Raw genomic sequence first — 13347 nt, 5'->3', positions numbered from 1 at the left:
TGTCACATAGCGCGCCATATAAGTGATTGAACTTGTATGGCGCGCTATATCGGAGAGCCAATGTTCATGTCAGAGAACACTCACGATGTCGTATTGAATGCCCGCGGAATATGCAAGGCGTTTCCCGGAGTACGGGCCCTGCATCAGGTGGACTTCTCCCTGCGCCGGGGAGAGATCATGGCGCTGCTCGGCGAGAACGGGGCCGGCAAGTCCACGTTGATCAAGACCCTCACCGGTGTCTATCAGCGAGACGCCGGCCGTATCGAACTCGATGGCGTCCCCATTTCCCCGACAGACACCGCCCATGCCCAGCGTCTGGGGATAGGCACCGTCTATCAGGAGGTCAACCTGCTGCCGAATATGTCGGTGGCGGACAACCTCTTCATCGGCCATGAGCCCCGCCGTTTCGGCTTCATCGACCGGGGCGCCATGACCCGGCAGGCCAGCGCCATCATGGCCAGCCACGGCTTCGAGATGGATGTCACCCTGCCCCTCGACCACTATTCGGTCGCCATGCAGCAGATCGTGGCCATCGCCCGGGCGGTGTCACTCTCCGCCAGGATCCTGATCCTGGACGAGCCCACCGCGAGCCTGGATGCCAGCGAAGTCCAAATGCTCTTCTCCCTCATGACGCGCCTGCGGGATCAGGGGGTGAGCCTCATCTTCATCACCCATTTTCTCGATCAGGTCTACGCCATCAGCGATCGCATCACAGTGCTGCGCAACGGCGAGCTGGTCGGCACCCGCGACACCCAGGCACTGCCACAACTGGAGCTGGTCAAGATGATGCTGGGACGCGAGCTGGACGACAATGCCCTCAAGCGGGCGGGCAAGACACTGCGCAGCAACCAGCCCATGGTGTCGTTCAGGGACTATGGCAAGCGGGGAGTCATCGCCCCCTTCAGTCTCGACGTCATGCCCGGGGAGATAGTGGGTCTCGCCGGCCTGCTCGGGTCCGGTCGTACCGAGACCGCCGAGCTGATGTTCGGCATAGTGCCGAGCGACAGCGGCGAGTGCCGGGTGCGGGACAAGCCGGTGACCATCCGCTCTGCACGCCAGGCGGCCGCCAACGGCTTTGGTTTCTGCCCGGAGGATCGCAAGAGCGCCGGCATCATCGCCTCGGCCTCGGTGCGGGAGAACATGGTGCTGGCCCTGCAAGCCCAGCGGGGCTGGTTGCATCCCCTGTCTCGCAAGGAACAGGACGAGATCACCGCCCGCCTCATCGAGCAGTTGGCCATCAAGACCCCGGGACCGGAGCAGCCCATCCAGTTTCTCTCAGGGGGCAACCAGCAAAAGGTGCTGCTCGCCCGCTGGCTGCTCACCAAACCCCAGTTCCTGATCCTGGACGAGCCCACCCGGGGCATCGACGTGGGGGCCCACGCAGAGATCATCCGCCTCATCGAATCCCTCTGCGCCAACGGGCTGGCCCTGCTGGTCATCTCCTCCGAGCTCGAGGAGCTGGTGGGCTATGCCGATCGGGTGATCGTCCTTCGTGACAGAAAACAGGTGGCAGAGCTTGCGACGGACGCCCTGAGCGTCCCTGCCATCATGAACGCCATTGCATGTGAGGCCTGATATGACGTCATCCATTCTTCCCCTCGCCAAGGGGTCGCGCGCCCGCAGGGAGTGGCCCACGGGCTCGGCCCAGTGCGCCGCCCTGGTGTGCGTGCTGCTCATCAATGCCCTGGTCGCCGACAACTTCTTCGCCATCCACATCCAGGATGGGCGGCTGTTTGGCAGCCTCATCGACATCCTCAACCGCTGTGCCCCGGTGGCCCTGCTCTCCCTCGGCATGACGCTGGTGATCGCCACCGGCGGCATCGACCTGTCGGTGGGCGCCGTCATGGCCATCAGCGGGGCCACCATGGCCAGCCTGGCCACCGGCGGTCACAGCCTGCCGGTCATCTTCGCCGCCGTCATCGGGGTGGGCCTTCTGTGCGGCCTGTGGAACGGCCTGCTGGTGGCGGTGTTCAAGATCCAGCCCATCGTCGCCACCCTGATCCTCATGGTGGCGGGCCGGGGCATCGCCCAGCTCATCACCGAGGGACAGATCATCACCTTTAACAACGACGCACTCGCCTGGATCGGCAGCGGCTCCCTCTTCTATCTGCCCACCCCGGTCATCATCACCCTGGGCATGGCGCTGCTGCTCTGGCTGCTGACCAAGCGCACCGCCCTCGGCCTCTTCATCGAAGCGGTGGGGATCAACATCAAGGCCGCCAAGAACGCCGGGCTCAACACCCCCATGGTGGTGATCGCCACCTACCTGCTGAGCGGCATGATGGCCGCCGTCGCCGGCATGATAGTCGCCGCCGACATCCGGGGTGCCGATGCCAACAACGCCGGGCTCTGGCTCGAGATGGACGCCATTCTGGCGGTGGTGATAGGAGGCACCTCCCTGATGGGGGGGCGCTTCAACCTCGCCCTCTCCCTGATCGGCATACTGATCATCCAGGGGGTAAACACCGGGATCCTGCTCTCCGGCTACCAGCCCCAGTGGAACCAGATCGTCAAGGCCCTGGTGGTGCTGGCGGTGCTGGTCATGCAATCACCGGCCCTCAACCACCTCTTCCAGCGAGGGACTCGCCATGTTTAAACGCAACCTCCCTCTGATGGTGACCATCATGGTCTTCGTGCTGGGCTATCTGCTCTGCCTGGCCTCCTTCCCAGCCTTCATGTCCACCCGCATCATCTGCAACATCCTGACGGACAACGCGTTTCTGGGAATAGTGGCGGTGGGCATGACCTTCGTCATTCTCTCGGGGGGCATCGATCTGTCGGTGGGGGCCGTCATCGCCTTCACCGGCGTGTTGCTGGCAACCCTCATCGGGAAGCTGGGGGTCAGCCCCGTGCTGGCCATCCCTCTGGTGCTGGTGCTCGGAGCAGGCTTTGGCGCCCTCATGGGCTGGCTCATCGACACCCTGAAGATCCCCGCCTTCATCATCACCCTGGCGGGCATGTTCTTCCTGCGGGGGGCCAGTTTTCTCATCTCCGAGCAGTCCCTGCCCATCGATCACCCCAGCTTCACCTATCTGTCGAGCCTGTCGTGGAAGATACCGGGGGGTGGTCGCCTGAGCCTGCTGGCCCTCATCATGCTGGCGGTGGTGGTCTTCGGCATCCTGCTCGCCAACCGCACCCGCTTTGGCAACAACGTTTACGCCATCGGCGGCAACGCCACCTCGGCGGCCCTGATGGGGATCTCGGTGCGCCACACCACCATTCGCATCTACCTGCTCTCCAGCACCCTGGCGACCCTGGCAGGCATCGTGTTCGCGCTCTATACCTCGGCGGGCTATCCGCTCGCCGCCGTCGGGGTGGAGCTCGATGCCATCGCCGCCGTGGTCATCGGCGGCACCCTGCTGAGCGGCGGGGTGGGCACCGTCTTCGGCTCCCTGTTCGGGGTGCTGATCCAGGGGTTGATCCAGACCTACATCAACTTCGACGGCACCCTCAGCTCCTGGTGGACCAAGATCATCATCGGCCTGCTGCTGTTCAGCTTCATCGCCCTGCAGCGCCTGCTGATCCTGGTTTCGGAACACCGCAAGGCCAACAAGCCAGGTCCCTTCAAGCGCCAGGTTGCCGCCCAGCCCGAGTGAGGTATCAGCAAGACTCTGATGGCAGAAGATAACGCGGCAAGGCGCTCCCGTGCGCCCTCCCCGCCTGGCCGTCACGGGTCCGGCGCAGAGGATGGGGAGGCAACGGGGCCCTCACAGGGCCCGGCCCCAACCTCCCGCACGCCCCTTTGAGGGGTGATACCGTCCTTGGAGGGCACTCAGGTCAATCGCACCACCAGGGGCTGCCCTCATGGGGGCTCAACACCTCCAGTGGCTCCCCCATGACAGGTGTGGTCAGGGGGATCTGTTGCTCGGCAGCCAGGCGGGCAATCTGCTCAAGCGGATCGTTCCAGCGGTGCATGGCCAAATCGAAGGTGCCGTTGTGCACCGGATAGAGCCATTTCCCCCCAAGATCGTGAAACGCCTGCGCCGTCTGAGCCGGGAGCATGTGCACCAGCTCCCAGCGCTTGTCGTAGGCCCCGGTCTCGAGGAAGGTCACGTCGAACGGACCGTAGCGCCTGCCAATCTCCTTGAAACCGTCGAAGTAGCCGCTGTCACCGCTGAAGAAGAGGTTGACCCCCTCGCCGCGAATGACCCAGGAGGCCCAGAGGGTCTGGTTGCCGTCCCCGAGGCCACGGCCGGAGAAATGCTGGGCCGGGGTCGCTACCAGGGTGACACCGCCCACTCGGGTCTGCTGCCACCAGTCCAGTTCGCGGATCTTCTCCTTCGCAATCCCCCAGGCCACGAGGCGCGCCCCCACCCCGAGGGGCGTGATGAAGTGGTCGACCTTCTCCTGCAGCGCCAGTATGGCCCCGTGATCGAGATGGTCGTAGTGATCATGGGAGAGGATCACCCCCTCGATGGGGGGCAGCGCCTCCAGGGTGATGGGCGGTTGATGCCAGCGCTTGGGGCCGAACCACTGCACCGGCGAGGCCCGCTCGCTGAACACGGGATCCGTCAGCCAGAACGTGCCCTGCAACTTGAGCAGCAGAGTGGAGTGGCCGATGCGCCACACGCTGTTGTCCGGCGCCGCGATGAGCCCCTCCCGGGTCATGACCTGTACCGGAATGGCGCGATCCGGCACCGTGCCCCCAGGCTTGGCGAACAGGAAGTCCCACCAGAGCCTGGCCCCTTCCCAGAGGCTTCGCGCCTGGGGTGTCACGGCATTGTTGAACCGCCCCCCCTGATATTGCGAGGAGTCCGGGTGTTCGGGCAGGCCCGGTTTGAGTAGAGATGCGATCATGCCAATCATCAGGGCTCCTTTGAGCAACCACAGAAAACGGCGCCCCTCAAGGGCGCGAAAAGAGGCTGACGGGTTCTGTGCCAGCCTGGTATCTGGTGAGTCGGGAGCAGCCCCTGCACGGGGCCGCACCTTCCATAAAACAGAACGGGAGAGTCGCACGGTATGAAACCGGTTCCCGACATCTCCAGTAACGGCAAGATAGCCTGCCCGGGCTCCCGCCACCAGAGGGGTTCGCGTTGCCGCGTGGCCCCGGCATGGTGTCGCGTCAAGCGCATGGCCTCACCTGCTCTGTCGGCGCCAACAAAAGGAGGCGTCAGATGGCGTACTGCAAGAGCTTGCAGTGCTGAAAGTCAGAAGATGGCTGGGCCATAGAGGCCACGGGAGGTGACTGAGGGAAAGCATGATCTCAAGGGGACAGTGCTGAAGATCAAGAGGAAGTTTGAGCCAGGCGCGGTCTGAAGCCTGATAAACGCCCATAGGGCACAGGCTCACCATGCGGTAGAGCAAATAGCATGTGAAGAGAGCTGAAAATTCACTTTGAAGACTCCTGATTCATCCACATGAAGTGGATTACCAAGAGGTCTGAAGGGGGGTATTAGCTGTAACTTGTTGAATAGCAGAAACAGGTGGTGGCCCTACCAGCCACATCCCGGCACTCGAGTCCCCCGCCTTGGCTGCTACCTTCCGGTCCTGACCAGGTCGACGGGTTATCAATGCGAGAGGACCAATAGGACCACCGGCGAGGAGAATAGGCAAACTGGCCCCTCAATGCAATGGCTTTCTACCGCATCGCGAGCCGTTCGCCTTATTTTTCAACAATCTGGCCAAGGGTTCAGCTAAAGAGCATGAATTTGGCACCCACCAGCAACATGAGCAGGGCAAAGGCCTGCTTGAGCCGCCGGGGTGACATTCTGTGTGCCAGTCTGGCGCCCAGACGGGCAAACTGGGTGCTGGTGAGCACGATGCCAAGCAGGGCCGGCAGATAGATGAATCCGACGCTCCACTCGGGCAGATCGACGTCTCCCCAACCGGCATAGAGGTAGCTGAGGCTGCCTGCCAGGGCGATGGGCATGCTGCAGGCGGCGGAGGCGGCCACGGCGTTGCGCATGGGCACCGAATTCCAGGTGAGGTAAGGCACGGTCAGCGAGCCGCCACCGATGCCGAACAAGGCCGACATCCAGCCGATGACGGTGCCGGCGATCCCGGTACCAAGGGGGCCCGGCATGTGTCGCTCCGCTTTTGGCCTCAAATTGAGCCCCATCTGCAGGGCCATGGTCCAGGCGAAGCAGCCGATGATGATGTTGAGGGTGCTGGCGCTGAGCAGGTTGGCGGTCATGCCGCCGAGCCAGGCACCCACCAGCATGCCGGCGCCCAGGCGCCGTATCATTCCCCAGTCCACCGCCCCGGCCTCCTGGTGCGCACGCAGGGAGCTGAAACCGGTGAAGATCATGGTGGGCAGCGAGGTGCCGAGGGCCAGATGGGTGATGATCTCCGGCGCCACGCCCTGTGCGTGAAAACTCAGGACCAGCACGGGGACGATGATGAGGCCGCCGCCGATACCGAACAGCCCGGCCAGCATGCCCGCGAAGGCGCCCAACACCAGATAGCCTACAAACAGCATAAACATTCCTTCAATAACGAAACAGCGGTCAACTTGACCGCCATTATCCATAAAAAAGAGATGGCATCTTGCCATCTCTTTATTGTGCCGATTAATGCAGGGGAATGGTACCGTCCATCACCTTGTAGAACGCCAGCACGGCGCAGCCGAGCAGGGCTGCCGTCATCCCCTGCTCCAGCCGATTGAGGCTGCGCAGGCCGTGGTGCTGGCGCGCCTTCCAGTAGATGAAGATCCCCGGGCTGTAGAGCAGCGCCACCAGCAAGAGGTACTCCACTCCGGCGGCATAGACCAGCCAGCAGCCATAGACGGTGGCCACCAGGGCCAGCAGCAGGTCGCGCTTGCGCTGATGGGGCTGGCCCGCGTAGGTCTCCCCTTTCAACGCCAGCTTGAGGCCGTAAGCACCGGAGAAGACATAGGGCACCAGGGCAGCCGAGGTGGCGATGTTCACCAGCGCCAGATAGGTGCTGTTCTGGAAGTAGATGATGATGAGGAAGATCTGCACCAGGCAGGTGGAGCACCAGAGCGACACCTTGGGGGAGCCGTTCTTGTTCTCCTTGGCGAACCAGGCCGGGAAGACCCCGGTCTTGCCGGCTATGTAGGGCACTTCCGCCGCCAGCACGGTCCAGCTCAGCAGGGCCCCCATCACCGAGATCACCAGGCCGATGTTGATGAGCCAGGCGCCCCAGGGGCCGACCACGGCTTCCAGGATCATGGCGGTGGAGGGGTTCTTGAGGGCCGCCAGTTGCGGCTGGTTCATGACCCCCAGGGAGAACAGGGTCACCATGACGTAGAGCGCCAGGGCGCCGAGCAGCGCCAGGACGGTGGCGCGGCCCACGTCCTTGCGATGGCGGGCACGGGCGGAGACCACCACGGCCCCCTCGATGCCGATGAAGACCCAGAGGGTCACCTTCATGGTGGACTTGACCTGATCCATCACGGAGCCGAGCTCGGGACTCCCCTGCCCCCAGAGATCCAGGGTGAAGGTCTCCATGTTGAAAGCGAGCAGGATGGCTACACAGAAGACGATGAGGGGCACCATCTTGGCGATGGTGGTGACGATGTTCACCAGCGCCGCCACCTGGATGCCGCGCAGCACCAGGGCATGCACCGACCAGATGAGCAGGGAGGCGAGCGTGATGGCGACCGGGGTGTTGCCGTCACCGAAGATGACATTGTCCGGCGTGTCGAAGAAATAGCTCAGCGCACTGAACACCACGATGGCGTAGGAGACGTTGGCCAGCAGCTGGCACAGCCAGTAACCCCAGGCGGCGTTGAAGCCGACGAAATCCCCGAACCCCGCCTTGGCGTAGCTGAAGATGCCGCCATCGAGATCCGGTCGACGCATGGAGAGATTCTGGTAGACCAGGGCGAGGCAGATCATGCCGATCCCCGTGATGGCCCATCCCAGGGCGACGGCCCCGGCACTGGCGTGCGCTGCGATGTTTTGCGGCAGACTGAAAACCCCGGCACCGACCATGGAGCCGATCACCAGCGAAATGAGGGCACCCAGCCCCAGTTTCTTGTCCATCTCAAACCTGTTTTATTAGGCGGCGGCTGAGCATCCGTATTCATACAGCGCGCGACATGGGAGGGGCTAAAAATCCGTACCCCGTGAAAAAGGCGGCAACTATATTGCATGACTATTCCGGCCGCAATCCCTCTTGCCGTCAATCATGAGCCGCCTTGACCGCGCGCAATTTTACAGCACTGACCCGGGGTGCCTGTGAGCTGGTTCAAATTAAGAAAGACCCGTTGATATTTCACGACTTTTCATGATGTCGCCCCGCTTTTCAAAAAGCGGACCTGCATGGCTATGCACCCTTGCTCTGGGGCCTTTCCCCTGTAAAAACGCCCCTGCAGGAGGGGCGTCAGAGAGGGTATATGCAGGGGGGGACTAGAGCCTCAAGCCGCCGTCCAGCTCGATCATCCGCCCCGACAGATAGTCGTTGGCAAGGATGAACTGCACCGTCTGGGCCAGCTGCGCCGCCTGCCCCAGGGTGCCCACCGGGATGGCCTGCTGCATGCGGGCCATGGCTTCGGGTTTCATCGCCGCCGTCATGTCGGTGGCAAAGACGCCGGGGGCGATGCCCATCACCCGGATGCCGTGACGGGCCAGTTCCTTCCCCCAGGTGACCACCAGAGAGGCCACCCCCGCCTTGCTGGCGGCATAGTTGCTCTGGCCCATGTTGCCGGCCCGGGCGATGGAGGAGATGTTGATGATGACGCCCCCCTCCCCGCCGGTGGCCATCAGCGCCGCCCCCTCGCGCCCGCACAGGAAAGTGCCGGTGAGGTTGACGTCGATGACGCTCTGCCACTGGGCCAGGCTCATCTTCTCCGTCAGTGCCCCCTCCTTCACCTTGATCAGCATGCCGTCGCGCAGGATGCCGGCACAGTTGACGAGGCCGTGCAGGGCCCCCAACTGATCCTTGATGGCGGCGAAGGTCGCCTCGACCTCCGGCTCGCTTGCCACGTTGCAGACGAACAGGGCGCAGCGGCCGTCACGGCTGCGCACCTCCGCCTCGGTCACCTCCAGATCGGTGCGGTTGACGTCGATGAGTGCAAGCACGGCACCTTGCTCCGCCAGACTCAGGGCGATGGCGCGCCCGAGCCCCCTGCCCGCCCCCGTGATCGCAATGACTTTCCGTGTGATATCCATAAATGCTCCTGGTGAGATGGCCGGTGACTGTCGAGTCAAAGACTCTCGGGTAAAAAGGTAGATAGCGGCCCTTAACCCGGCGCAGTTTTGTCCCGATAGAGCTCGAGGATACTGGAGAAATCCTTGTTCTCCTGGCCCAGGCTCGCGTGCAGGTTGAAGAGGTTGCGGGCCAGGGCCCCCATGGGCACGGCGCTGTGGGCATGTTCCGCCAACGCCATGGCGAGCCCCAAATCTTTGACCATCAGCCGGGTCATGAAGCCCCCCTGATAGCCACGCGACGCCGGCACGTTCTCCATCACCCCGGGCCAAGGGTTGTAGCGCTCCAGGCTCCAGTTGTTGCCCGAACTCTTGCCCATGATGGTGGAGAGCACGGCGGGATCCAGCCCCTCCTTGACCCCGAGCGCCAGCGCCTCGGCGGTGCCCGCCATGTGGATGGCGAGCAGCATGTTGTTGCACATCTTGGCGATCTGGCCAGCGCCGAGGGCCCCGGCGTGAAACAGGTTCTGCCCCATGCAGGCGAGCACGGGTCTGGCCGCTTCAAAATCCGCTTGTTCGCCGCCGACGATGAAGGTGAGGGTGCCCGCCGCCGCACCGGCCACCCCTCCCGAGACGGGTGCATCGAGAAAACGGATGCCGCGCGCCTTCGCCGCCGCCCCCACCTGACGGGCCGAAGCCACGTCTATGGTGGAGCAGTCGATGACCAGGGCGCCGGGCGACAGGGCCGCCAGCAGATCCTGGCCGCCCCGCTCACCGGCACTCTCCCCCAGCCAGAGGCTGCGCACGTGCTCACCCGCCGGCAGCATGCTGATGACCAGCTCGCAGCCGCTCACCGCTTCCCGGGCATTCCCGGCGGCAATGCAGCCGGCCTCGATGGCGCGGGTCAGGCTCTCGGGCACCAGATCAAACACCTGCACCCTGTGCCCCGCCCTGGCCAGGTTGGCGGCCATGGGGCCCCCCATGTTGCCAAGCCCGATAAACCCAATCCTTGTCATGGTGTGCTCCTTGTGTGTGATCCCGCGTCAGCGGGGGCGCAAGGGGTTGTCCCCCTCGGGCCAGCGATAGAAGGCATCCAGCCAGGCCTCGCCCGCCTGCGGGGCCTGCCAGCGAGGGGACTTGTCCTTGTCGATGAGCAGGGCCCGCACCCCTTCCACAAAATCCCCTTTGAGTACGCAGTTGACCGAGAGGGCTAGCTCGTCGGCAAACACCTCGGCCAGCGACTGGCGCCGTGCCTGCCAGAACTGGCGCCAGAGAATGGCGCGGCTGATGGGGCACCCGCGAAGGCAGGTCTCCCGCCCCTGAGCCAGCCCCGGTTCGTCCAGCTCGGCGTCCTCGAGGCGTGCCAGCACCCTTTGCAGGGAGCGGCCGGCCAACAGCGCATCGATGCGTTCCTGGTGGGGCAGCAGTACGGGAGGCGGCAATACCTGACCAGGGGCCTCCTGCAAATCGGTGAGCAGCGCCTCGATCTGCTCGCCGGGGTCGCCTGCGGACCAGTCGAGGGCGGCGAGGCGCGCTGGCAGCTCCATCCGCTCACGGCTCCCCATGGCATGATCCGCGAGCCCCAGGCCGATGGCATCCGCCCCGTTGAAGCGGGCCCCGGTGAGGCCGAGCCAGAGCCCGAGCCGCCCCGGCATGCGGCTCAAAAACCAGCTGGCCCCCACATCCGGATAGAGGCCTATGGTCACCTCCGGCATGGCGAACAGGCTCTTTTCGGTCACCACCCGGAATCCGGCCCCGGCAAAGAGGCCGATGCCGCCCCCCATGCAGATGCCGTCCGCCACGCAGATGAGGGGCTTGCTATAGCGATGGATGTGATGATCGAGCCGGTACTCCTGCAGGAAGAAGTCGCGAGCATAGCCAAACAGTGCCGACTCGCTCGCCTCCTGTTTGCGGTAGTAGAAGGAGCGGATGTCGCCACCGGCGCAAAACGCCTTCTCGCCGGCCCCTTGCAGCAGCACGCAGACGATGGCCGGATCCTGCTCCCAGCGGGTCAACGCAGCCTGCAACAACTGGATCATCTCAAGGCTCAGGGCGTTGAGGGAGGCGGGGCTGTCCAGGGTCAGCATGCCGATGCGGCGGTCATCCGCCGTGGGGCGGGTCTCGATGCGCACGGGCTCACTCATGGGCAGCCCCCGCAGACCGGGTATCTGCCCCTGCGACATGGCGGGTCGCCATCATTACCTCATTCATCCTTCACTCCCTCACTCTTTCGGTTTGGATTGGTCGTAACGCCAGCGCGGGGCCCGCTTCTCCAGGAAGGCCGCCACCCCTTCGCGCTGGTTGGCATCGTCAAACAGGGCGAGAAAGAGGCTGCGCTCGAGTGGCAGCGCCGCGTCCCTGTGGGTGCTTCGCCCCTGATTGATGAGCTGTTTGCAGGCACGCAGGGCGCTCGGGCTCTGGCGCTCCACCAGCTGGGCCATCTGCTGCGCCGCCTCCCAGGCGTGCCCCTCGGTCACCACCTCCTCCACCAGCCCCATCTCGTAGGCCAGGGTGGCGCTCACCTTCTCGCCGCAGAGGATCATCCGCTTGGCCCAGCCCGGCCCCACCAGCTCGGTGAGGCGCTGGGTGCCGCCGGCGCAGGGCAGCAAGCCCACCGAGGCCTCCGGCAACCCCAGCTTGGCCTGCTGCTCGGCGATGCGGATGTCGCAGGCCAGCGCGACTTCGAGCCCCCCTCCCATGGCATAACCGTTGATGGCGGCGATGCTGACCCCGTGAAAGCGGGCCAGCGCCTCGAAGGCGTGGCCAAAGGCCTCGGCCACCTCGCGGGCATGCGCCAGGCTGCCGTCGGCGAACATCTTGAGATCGGCGCCGGCGCAGAAGAATTTCTCTCCGGCACCGCGGATCACCAGGGCCACCACGTCGGGGCGACCATCCAGCTCCACCATCATCTGCAAGAAGGCTTTCAGGCTGGCGAGCGTCCAGGTGTTGGCGGGTGGGTGATCGAGGGTGATGTAGGCCACGTGGCCGTGATATTCGAGCCTGATCCTTGTCATTGCGTTGTCCTTGTCAAAAAAACTGCCCCATGATGACAGGGTTGAATGGAGCCAACCTGCACCTGGCTCACAAAGCATGAGGACGCGCCGACTGCGTCCTCAGGGCCGGCCCCTCCCGCTACTCCAGCGACAGGCCGGGGTCGGCCAGCAGGCGGCGGGCGATGATGAGCCGCATCACTTCATTCGTCCCTTCCAGAATGCGGTGTACCCGGGTGTCGCGCAGATAGCGCTCAAGCGGATACTCGCGGATATAACCATAGCCGCCAAAGAGTTGCAGGGCGTCGTCGCAAATGCGGTGACCCACATCGGTGGCAAAACGCTTGGCCATGGCGCACCAGGCACTCTTGTCCGGGCTGCCCTCATCGAGTTTGGCGGCCGCCTGGCGCACCAGCAGGCGGGCGGCGGCGAGCTCGGTGGCCATGTCGGCCAGGCGAAACTGCACACTCTGGAATTCGCTGATCGGACGCCCGAATTGCTGACGCTGGCGCACGTGCTCCAACGCGTCGTCTAGGGCCTGCTGGGCTGTGCCCAGAGAACAGCTGGCGATGTTGATGCGCCCCCCATCGAGCGCCTGCATGGCGAACTTGAACCCTTCCCCCTCCTCCCCCAGCCGGAAGCGAGCGGGAATGCGCACGACATTGAAGTTCACCTCCCGGGTCGGCTGGCTGTTCCAGCCCATCTTCTCCTCCGCCTTGCCGTAGCTCACGCCGGGGGTCTGGGCCGGTACCATGAAGGCGGAGATCCCCTTGGCCCCCTCGCCACCGGTGCGGGCCATCACCACCAGCACGTCGGTGCTGCCGGCGCCCGAGATGAACACCTTGCTGCCGTCGAGGAGGTAATCTTCGCCATCGCGCACGGCGCGGGTCTTGAGGGCCGCAGCGTCGGAGCCCGCACCCGGCTCGGTGAGGCAGTAGGATCCCAGCAGCTCGCCGCTGGCGAGCCTGGGGACCCACTCCTCGGCCACCTCGGCAGGCAACCAGCTGCCCAGCATCCAGCTCACCATGTTGTGGATGGTGAGATAGGCGGTGGTGGAGGTGCAGCCCATGGCGAGGCGCTCGAAGATGAGGCTGGCATCGAGCCGGCTCAGGCCCAGACCGTCATACTGCTCCGGGGTATAAAGGCCGCACAGGCCCAGCGCCGCCGCCTGCTTGATGGTGGGGATGGGGAACTCGTGCTCCCTGTCCCAGCGCGCGGCGTGGGGTTTGAGCGCCAGATCGGCGAAGGCGCCGGCCGACTCGACACAGGCCCGTTGGGATTCGGTCAGGGTAAAATCCATCTTGTTC

Annotated in this window: 11 protein-coding genes and 1 other RNA gene; 3 read left to right on the top strand and 9 right to left on the bottom strand. The window is 64.4% G+C overall.

Annotation, left to right across the window (positions count from 1 at the left end):
* Window positions 1-66 precede the first annotated feature (66 nt).
* From ytfR to yjfF, 3 genes are read left to right on the top strand one after another with little or no spacing between them, the layout of a single operon-like run.
* Window positions 67-1575, top strand: a complete 1509-nt coding sequence (gene ytfR / locus AB5Y47_RS08490; protein WP_039039167.1) for a galactofuranose ABC transporter, ATP-binding protein YtfR — start codon at window positions 67-69, stop codon at window positions 1573-1575.
* Window position 1576: 1 nt separating this feature from the next.
* Window positions 1577-2596, top strand: coding sequence for a galactofuranose ABC transporter, ATP-binding protein YtfT (ytfT, locus tag AB5Y47_RS08485; RefSeq protein WP_010674605.1), 1020 nt, complete (start codon window positions 1577-1579; stop codon window positions 2594-2596).
* Entirely contained in the window at window positions 2589-3596 is a 1008-nt protein-coding gene (gene yjfF / locus AB5Y47_RS08480; protein WP_368220130.1) for a galactofuranose ABC transporter, permease protein YjfF, read from the top strand. Before ytfT ends, yjfF begins: the two co-directional genes overlap by 8 nt.
* Before the next feature lie 181 nt (window positions 3597-3777).
* On the opposite strand, the gene AB5Y47_RS08475 is transcribed toward yjfF, so the two are convergent.
* The 9 genes from AB5Y47_RS08475 to AB5Y47_RS08435 all read right to left on the bottom strand — a co-directional run bounded on the left by AB5Y47_RS08475 (window position 3778) and on the right by AB5Y47_RS08435 (window position 13340).
* Window positions 3778-4806, bottom strand: coding sequence for an MBL fold metallo-hydrolase (locus tag AB5Y47_RS08475; RefSeq protein ID WP_045524790.1), 1029 nt, complete (start codon window positions 4804-4806; stop codon window positions 3778-3780).
* Window positions 4807-5430: 624 nt separating this feature from the next.
* An RNA gene (gene ffs, locus AB5Y47_RS08470) (signal recognition particle sRNA small type) lies at window positions 5431-5527 on the bottom strand.
* 102 nt (window positions 5528-5629) lie between these two features.
* Entirely contained in the window at window positions 5630-6418 is a 789-nt protein-coding gene (locus tag AB5Y47_RS08465) for a sulfite exporter TauE/SafE family protein (protein ID WP_045524789.1), read from the bottom strand.
* Window positions 6419-6509: 91 nt separating this feature from the next.
* Window positions 6510-7946, bottom strand: coding sequence for an arginine-ornithine antiporter (arcD, locus tag AB5Y47_RS08460; protein ID WP_010674600.1), 1437 nt, complete (start codon window positions 7944-7946; stop codon window positions 6510-6512).
* Between the two features lie 366 nt (window positions 7947-8312).
* Entirely contained in the window at window positions 8313-9074 is a 762-nt protein-coding gene (locus AB5Y47_RS08455) for an SDR family oxidoreductase (RefSeq protein ID WP_103243199.1), read from the bottom strand.
* Between the two features lie 71 nt (window positions 9075-9145).
* The gene (gene mmsB, locus AB5Y47_RS08450; protein WP_368211317.1) at window positions 9146-10066 is read right to left on the bottom strand and encodes a 3-hydroxyisobutyrate dehydrogenase; all 921 of its coding nucleotides are present in this window, start codon (window positions 10064-10066) and stop codon (window positions 9146-9148) included.
* 27 nt (window positions 10067-10093) lie between these two features.
* Window positions 10094-11194 (bottom strand): enoyl-CoA hydratase/isomerase family protein, encoded by a 1101-nt coding sequence (locus AB5Y47_RS08445; RefSeq protein ID WP_368220129.1) that lies wholly within the window; start codon window positions 11192-11194, stop codon window positions 10094-10096.
* 78 nt (window positions 11195-11272) lie between these two features.
* Complete coding sequence (locus AB5Y47_RS08440) at window positions 11273-12064, bottom strand: enoyl-CoA hydratase (RefSeq protein WP_010674596.1); 792 nt, start codon at window positions 12062-12064, stop codon at window positions 11273-11275.
* 118 nt (window positions 12065-12182) lie between these two features.
* Window positions 12183-13340, bottom strand: coding sequence for an acyl-CoA dehydrogenase family protein (locus AB5Y47_RS08435; RefSeq protein WP_368220128.1), 1158 nt, complete (start codon window positions 13338-13340; stop codon window positions 12183-12185).
* Window positions 13341-13347 lie beyond the last annotated feature (7 nt).

The sequence above is a fragment of the Aeromonas sp. R7-2 genome, assembly GCF_040908105.1.
In the GTDB taxonomy this organism is placed as follows: Bacteria; Pseudomonadota; Gammaproteobacteria; order Enterobacterales; family Aeromonadaceae; genus Aeromonas; species Aeromonas caviae.
Note: the sequence above shows the minus strand (reverse complement) of the source record. Positions and strands in the feature narration are given on the sequence as shown.

Coding starts and splice junctions, on each gene's coding strand:
- AB5Y47_RS08445 (WP_368220129.1), bottom strand. CDS start 11,194: ATGAGTGAGCCCGTGCGCATCGAGACCCGCCCCACGGCGGATGACCGC.
- yjfF (WP_368220130.1), top strand. CDS start 2,589: ATGTTTAAACGCAACCTCCCTCTGATGGTGACCATCATGGTCTTCGTG.
- AB5Y47_RS08455 (WP_103243199.1), bottom strand. CDS start 9,074: ATGGATATCACACGGAAAGTCATTGCGATCACGGGGGCGGGCAGGGGG.
- mmsB (WP_368211317.1), bottom strand. CDS start 10,066: ATGACAAGGATTGGGTTTATCGGGCTTGGCAACATGGGGGGCCCCATG.
- AB5Y47_RS08465 (WP_045524789.1), bottom strand. CDS start 6,418: ATGCTGTTTGTAGGCTATCTGGTGTTGGGCGCCTTCGCGGGCATGCTG.
- AB5Y47_RS08475 (WP_045524790.1), bottom strand. CDS start 4,806: ATGATTGGCATGATCGCATCTCTACTCAAACCGGGCCTGCCCGAACAC.
- AB5Y47_RS08435 (WP_368220128.1), bottom strand. CDS start 13,340: ATGGATTTTACCCTGACCGAATCCCAACGGGCCTGTGTCGAGTCGGCC.
- ytfR (WP_039039167.1), top strand. CDS start 67: ATGTCAGAGAACACTCACGATGTCGTATTGAATGCCCGCGGAATATGC.
- ytfT (WP_010674605.1), top strand. CDS start 1,577: ATGACGTCATCCATTCTTCCCCTCGCCAAGGGGTCGCGCGCCCGCAGG.
- arcD (WP_010674600.1), bottom strand. CDS start 7,946: ATGGACAAGAAACTGGGGCTGGGTGCCCTCATTTCGCTGGTGATCGGC.
- AB5Y47_RS08440 (WP_010674596.1), bottom strand. CDS start 12,064: ATGACAAGGATCAGGCTCGAATATCACGGCCACGTGGCCTACATCACC.